5 protein-coding genes are annotated in these 6309 nt (G+C 54.5%); 4 read left to right on the top strand and 1 reads right to left on the bottom strand.

The features are described 5' to 3' along the window. Positions 1-411: 411 nt before the first annotated feature. Positions 412-972 (bottom strand): recombinase family protein, encoded by a 561-nt coding sequence (locus DV027_RS14410; protein WP_130732682.1) that lies wholly within the window; start codon positions 970-972, stop codon positions 412-414. Between the two features lie 260 nt (positions 973-1232). Between DV027_RS14410 and DV027_RS14405 the strand changes: the two genes are divergently transcribed. The 4 genes from DV027_RS14405 (at position 1233) to DV027_RS14390 (ending at position 6162) form a co-directional block, all read left to right on the top strand. Then, positions 1233-1922 (top strand): hypothetical protein, encoded by a 690-nt coding sequence (locus DV027_RS14405; RefSeq protein WP_130732681.1) that lies wholly within the window; start codon positions 1233-1235, stop codon positions 1920-1922. Next, entirely contained in the window at positions 1922-4525 is a 2604-nt protein-coding gene (locus DV027_RS14400; protein ID WP_130732680.1) for an EAL domain-containing protein, read from the top strand. The genes DV027_RS14405 and DV027_RS14400 overlap by 1 nt, the downstream gene beginning before the upstream one ends. A gap of 110 nt (positions 4526-4635) precedes the next feature. Continuing rightward, complete coding sequence (locus DV027_RS14395; protein ID WP_130732679.1) at positions 4636-5253, top strand: NERD domain-containing protein; 618 nt, start codon at positions 4636-4638, stop codon at positions 5251-5253. An 87-nt stretch (positions 5254-5340) separates the two neighbouring features. Continuing rightward, positions 5341-6162 carry a 2OG-Fe(II) oxygenase gene (locus tag DV027_RS14390; protein ID WP_130732678.1) on the top strand — a complete coding sequence of 274 codons (822 nt, stop codon included), beginning with the start codon at positions 5341-5343 and terminating at the stop codon, positions 6160-6162. Positions 6163-6309: the final 147 nt, after the last annotated feature.

Below are 6309 nucleotides of genomic sequence, written 5' to 3'. Positions count from 1 at the left end.
AACGACCATTCTTCGTCTGATACGTCAGATGGATACGGCTTGCGGGCTTGCGTCATTCAGCATTACTGAACCAATCGCGCACGAAAGTACATAACACCTTCTAGTCCCAAATTTGCCAGACGGCTGGGGCATTCAAAATCTGATCTCGTCCAAACTGCACGGACGACCGCACCTCGCGCCTGACGTAGCTTTGTGCCCTGCATTTTATAATATTTCGATATAATCAAACACGGTCTACCAGGCTTCCTGATGTGCCTTGCAGGTTCGGCGTTAGATGCGCTGGCGCTGGAGCAGTCAGAAAAAACTCTCCGCCATAGCATTTCTGTGGCAATTACCATGCGAGCTTATCGTGTATTCCAGCTTGCAAGTCTTTATGAGAACACTCGGCCCAACTCACACCGCAAGAAGTTCTTACTTGTTATTGGTAACAGCCCGATAGATAGTAGCTTTGTGCACGCCAAAACGGGCTGCAACTTCTGAAATAGAGAGGTTCTCGTCGCGGACAAGCTTTCGTATCGTCGCAATCTGCTCTGCACTGAGCTTGGCTGGCCGACCAAGATGGACACCCCGTTCCTTGGCCCGTTTTCGACCCGTTTCCGTGAGGTTCCGGCTTAATGCGCGTTCAAATTCAGCAATGCCAGCAAAAACACCAAGAATCATTTTCCCATAGGGAACGGTGGTATCGGCCCAGGGTTCACAAAGGGAACGCAGCCCTGCTCCTTTTTCACGCAGTCGATCAGCCACCTCCAGCAGGTGGGGCGTTGACCAGGCAAGACGGTCCAGAGAATAGACAACCAAAGTATCGTCAGAAGAAAGTTCCGTCAGGACGTCCCCCAGAATGGGCCAGTCCCGGCTCATTGTAGGAACTTTTTCCTCATATATTTTTTGACAACCCGCCTTTCGGAGTGCTTCTACCTGATGGAGAAGCGTCGCTTCTTCCGAATTTTCGCGCGCGTACCCGATCAGCATCATATTATTCGTTTATATTGGCACATCAGCCTTATTTTATAGACGATTGCGCGAACGCATAGCCAGCATTTTTTTTGTTTTCAAATGATGGGTCTTATGCAACAATAAATTCCGTTACGTCCTCATCACCTCCACCATCGTGCAGTTTCACAACGGGCAGAAAGGCCACGCCACAAATATTTCATATTTTGGCCCAATAGCCAGCAGTCAGAAAACCCGAAACTTCCTTGCTGGTGCGAGTATTTTTGAGACAGGCGATACATATGAAAATGGCAACAGACAATGGCTGCTCCCTTGTGGTCCGCACGGACGAAACCGCAGTCAGAAACGGCTTTTTTACCTGGAACAACGTGATTGAGGTCGTGAACAGATCACTTCCCCTTTCGCGCAGGTCGGACCTGTCTTCCTATCGCTTCGTCATAGGATCACGGGCTTGGGTCCGCACGAACCTGATCGACCTGGCCCGGTGGAGCAGTTGGGAATACGTCCTGCAGGGGGGAACGCTGGAAATCGACAGTTTTGGCCCCTTTCAGGTTCTGTGGCTGCACCTGATTATTGATCCGGCGGGGGGAGAAATCATTTTCGGACCCAAGCATTCCGAAGCCGGCCTTATCCTGATCGACATCACATTTGGCAACCCGGACCGCGCCGCGCCATTCAGCCTGATATTCCGCGGCAACGAGACCCTGACGGCGTCCTATGATTCCGATACCCGCATCACGCTGGTCGGACTGCTTGCGGGATGTGGGGCGGAACGGGACTGCGCGGCATGGGCGGTCGTACGCTGTGATGGGGACCCCTACGGGCTGTCCCGTCCTGAAAACTGGCAGCAGGGGGAAGAAGGGACAGACACGTCCCCGCTTTTTCTCAAACGCTACCGGACCCAAGCCCCTGAGAACGGCGTCGTTATTCATTTACCCACCAGAACACAACAGACAGGCAGGCCAGACTAATGGGCGAACGACAGACCTATCCCATTCCGGACAAACTGCTGGAAAGCATTGATACAGGTATTGTGCTTGTCAGCAATGATAACACAATTATCTTTGCCAATGATAATGCAGCCCGTATCTGGGGTGGCCCTACGCCCGGGCTGGTCGGCCGGAAACTCGATATTCTCTTTCCCACCGGGACAGACATCCTGCCCTGTACCTTTGGTGAGAACCTGACGAATGTCGCGCTGTGCCCATCCGGCGTATCCGGGGGTAAGGTCTGTCGTTCCACTACAGAAAACCACCACCATCTGATCTTGCTGCGGCATGACGGCACGGCGTTTTCTGCCGAGATGTCCGTGGCACGGGTCGAGGGGGCGGGACAGCAGGTGTTTGTCATTTCCCTGCGCGACGTGACACGGGATCTGTCCCGACGGGAACAGGACCTTCAGTATGCCACCATCGTGCAACGCAATGCATGCGGCATCCTGATACTGGACAGCCAGTGCCGCATTACCTATGCCAATGCAGCGGCGGCCCGGTTTTCGGGCATCGGTGCCGAGGGTATGGAAGGGGCTGATTTCTCGGCCTTTCTGTCCGGGCAGCAGGGTGATCTTGCAACATTACAGGCCTTTCGCCGTCGTCTGCAGCGCTGTCGGCCCTTTGAACTGGAAATCCATTCCCGCACCGACACAGGCCAGGACATCTGGCTTCTGGCAACCGTAACGCCCTTATGCAGCCCCTATGCGGAACTGCACGAAGTGATCGTGGTGCTGAATGACATTACGGGCAGCGAGCAGATAAAGGCGCTGCAGAAGGATATGATGGGGGCACTGACCAGCAACCTGTCTTTCAACGAAATCCTCGGCTTGATGTGCCGCCAGATTGAACGTATCGCCCCGGATGTCGTAACACAGATCGTGGCCGTGGATGATGAACAGCGCATGCACCCCGTAGCGCGCGCACGGCTGCCCGCACAAATTGCCGAAGTCTGCGCTGACCTGCAGATAGGCCCTGAGGTCGGGTCATGCGGCACGGCACTGTTCACCGGCAGGGAAGTGGTTACACCAGACATTGAAGCCGATCCGAAATGGAAGGGGTTCTGGCAGTTTGTTGTCCCGCATGGCCTCATGGCCTGCTGGTCGGTGCCGATCCTGCTGCGTGACGGCCGGGTAGGCGGCAGCCTGGCTTTCTATTTCCGTGCCAAGCGCGCACCGGGCAGATGGCACCGGCGGATTGCCGATGCCTGCCTGCACCTGTGCGCGCTTGCCATCGAACAGCAGCGCTCGCGTGAGGATATCGCGCGGCTTACGCAGTATGACACCCTGACGGGCCTGCCCAATCGGACCGGGTTGCGGCACGGTATCACACAGCGGGCGGCACGCGCGCGGCATGAAAACCTGCTGGCCCTGATCATCAACCTGGATCGGTTCCGGGCCATCAATAACGGACTGGGACGCCCGGCAGGCAACATGCTGCTGGCTGCGTTGGCCCGGCGGCTATCCGGCCTCATTTCCAGTGATGACCTGCTGGCCCGCAGCGGGGGAGACGAATTCACCCTGATCACGACCGGTGGGGTGGAACGGGCCACGGCACTGGCCGATGCCGTCATGAAAGCCGTAGCGGAGCCGGTCGTGATTGACGAGGTTCCTGTTACCATTACGGCCAGTATCGGCATTGCGGATAATGACGGCGGCCGGCGGGAGACGGAAATACTCATGCAGCAGGCAGAAACGGCCCTGTCGCAGGCGAAGAATGCCGACCGTAACTGCTACCGTTTCTTCAGCGAGGAAATGAACCGGCAGGCGGCGGACCAGATCCTGCTGGCCAACGCGCTGAAGGAGGCAATCAGGACGGACCAACTCTATCTGGTATACCAGCCGCAGGTCCATGCCGCGACCGGCCGGCTGGAAGGGGTGGAAGCCCTGGCGCGATGGACCGATCCTGCCCTGGGCATGATATCACCGGGCCGTTTTATCCCCCTGGCGGAAGAAACCGGACAGATCGAGGCAATCGGGCTGTGGTCACTGCGGACGGCCTGTCGACAGATGGCCCTATGGATACAGGCAGGGGTGGACGTTCCGGTCGTATCGGTCAACATATCCGCGTTGCATTTCAGAAATCCCGACCTGCCACGCCTGATTGGCAAGATTCTGCACGAAAGTGGCATTCCCCCATATCGTCTGACCATCGAACTGACGGAAAGTGCGATGATAGAAAATTACGATCAGACCCTCATCGCCGCTCAGGCGATCCGGGCCATGGGCATCGGGCTTTCCATGGATGACTTCGGAACCGGTTTTTCCAGCCTGTCGAACCTTGCAAACCTGCCACTTAACGAGCTCAAGATTGACCGGAGCTTCATGGATGGCTTTGAACCGACGGGCAAGGTTCACTCTGTGGTCACGGCCATCATCCGTATCGGGCGGAGCCTGGGCATGACCGTGGTGGCGGAAGGGGTGGAAACACAGGCTCAGCTTGACCTGCTCCGGCAGATCAACTGCGACGTGATACAGGGATATTTCTTTTCCAGACCCCTGGATGCGCGGGATCTTGAAGCATGGCTGCAGGCGCGCCCCGATACCGGGTACTCACAGCCCGGCAGCCAGCATGATGCTGCATGAGACGGACATTAATAGCGGCGTGACGAAGGGGAGACGCTCCCCGGTTACCAATTCTTTACAATAAAAGCCTTCTTATCGGATTTGGAGCTTTATCTGTTGCAGGACCGGACATGACACGTGCGCACCGCAATCCAGATTTCCCCGCAGATGGAGATGCCACCCTGTGGCAGAAACTATGCGGAGAGCCTGCCGCGGATGATCCCGTTGCGCAGATGCTTGTGGCAAGTGGCCTACCCGTAATGCATGGCATTACCCTGCCAGTTGGTACAGACGAACGTGTGGAGATTGACCACATATTTGCCAGCGCAGACGGGTTGCATACTTTACATGCGAAACATTACATCGCGTGGATCAATGCGCCTTCTCCCGAAAAAGAAATCCGGTGGTCGCAGGGCAGTGCTGGAAATTTTGCCTATAATGATGATTTCCTGCAAAGTTTCCTGAAACTGGCAGAGGCCGTCAGCACCACCATAAATGATCCATTACCGACACAGGACGGAACCCCCGTTCCCGTGACGGGCCATTTCCTACTCCCGTACAAGGTACCACTGATGGCCCCCCTGCAGGATCATGCCCTTCTCCTCTCGGAACTGGAAAACATGCTGAATACCTTGGCCAGCAGGGGCACCATTCCTGCCAAATATGGCGAGGCATGGTGTCATATTGAAACAGTACATCATAAATATGTAGTCGCATCGTCACAGATACAGAATCGAAGTCCCTTCTGAACTTTCCTTGTCTACGCAGCGGATAGGATTCACTAAAAAAATTCTGATACTCTGCCGCACCCGGAAAGGCTATTATTAGGATAGCAGATGTCTTACGTACCCCTGTTAAAAAGAATGGACTGGTCTGATACTTCCCGGATGAACAGTCTTGCGCAAGAGTTCAAGACAGCCAGGCCATTTCCACATCTGGTCATGGACGGAATGTTCTGTGATTCCCTGCTGAACGAAGCGTTGCAGGCCTTTAATCTCGATCACGTAAACAATGTAAATGTATTCCAGAACCAGCTTCAGTCAAAGCGTTCAACCAGCACACAATCCATCATGCCTTCTGCAATACAACGGTATTTTGATATTGTGAATGGCGCGCCATTCCTCCGGCTACTGACCAGATTGACAGGAATCCCGAATCTGCTTCCCGACCCTTATTTTTATGGAGGTGGCATGCACGAAGTCGCGGGGCAGGGACATTTTCAGGTTCATACCGATTTTCGTTATCACCCCCATACGTGTCTTGAAAATCGACTGGCTTTGCTGACCTATCTCAACCATGACTGGAAGCCGGAATATGGCGGCATGCTGGAACTGTGGCAGGACAATCCACCCCGTCCCGTCAAAAAAATTGTTCCCCGGTTTGGGCGCAGCGTTCTTATGCTCCAGTCACCTAATTCATGGCATGGACACCCCCAGGCCGCGCAAGAAGGGTATCTACGGCGGACACTCATTACATATTTTTATACGGCACCAAAAATAAAAACCGACAGGACGGCACAAAGCACGATCTATCTATCCAACAGCGGACAATCGACCATGCAGAGAGCGGAAATCCTCATACGGAACATACTTCCGCATTTTGTTATTGATACAGCAAGATGGATACGGCACAGAAAACGTAAGCAAAACTTTAGATAAAATTTTAATTGAGAGCCATATCTTACAAATTATCGTTAAGCCTGTGATCATGGGATGGCTCGCTCGAACTGTCAGGTCGTTCAGAATATGCCCAGCATATTCGTGATGCCGCCAGTAATTGAACTTGTAGCGGGTGGGACTGGATCG

Source organism: Komagataeibacter xylinus (genome assembly GCF_004302915.1).
Classification (GTDB): Bacteria; Pseudomonadota; Alphaproteobacteria; order Acetobacterales; family Acetobacteraceae; genus Komagataeibacter; species Komagataeibacter xylinus_C.
The sequence above is the reverse complement of the archived record's forward strand: the minus strand, read 5'-3'. Positions and strand labels throughout refer to the sequence as shown.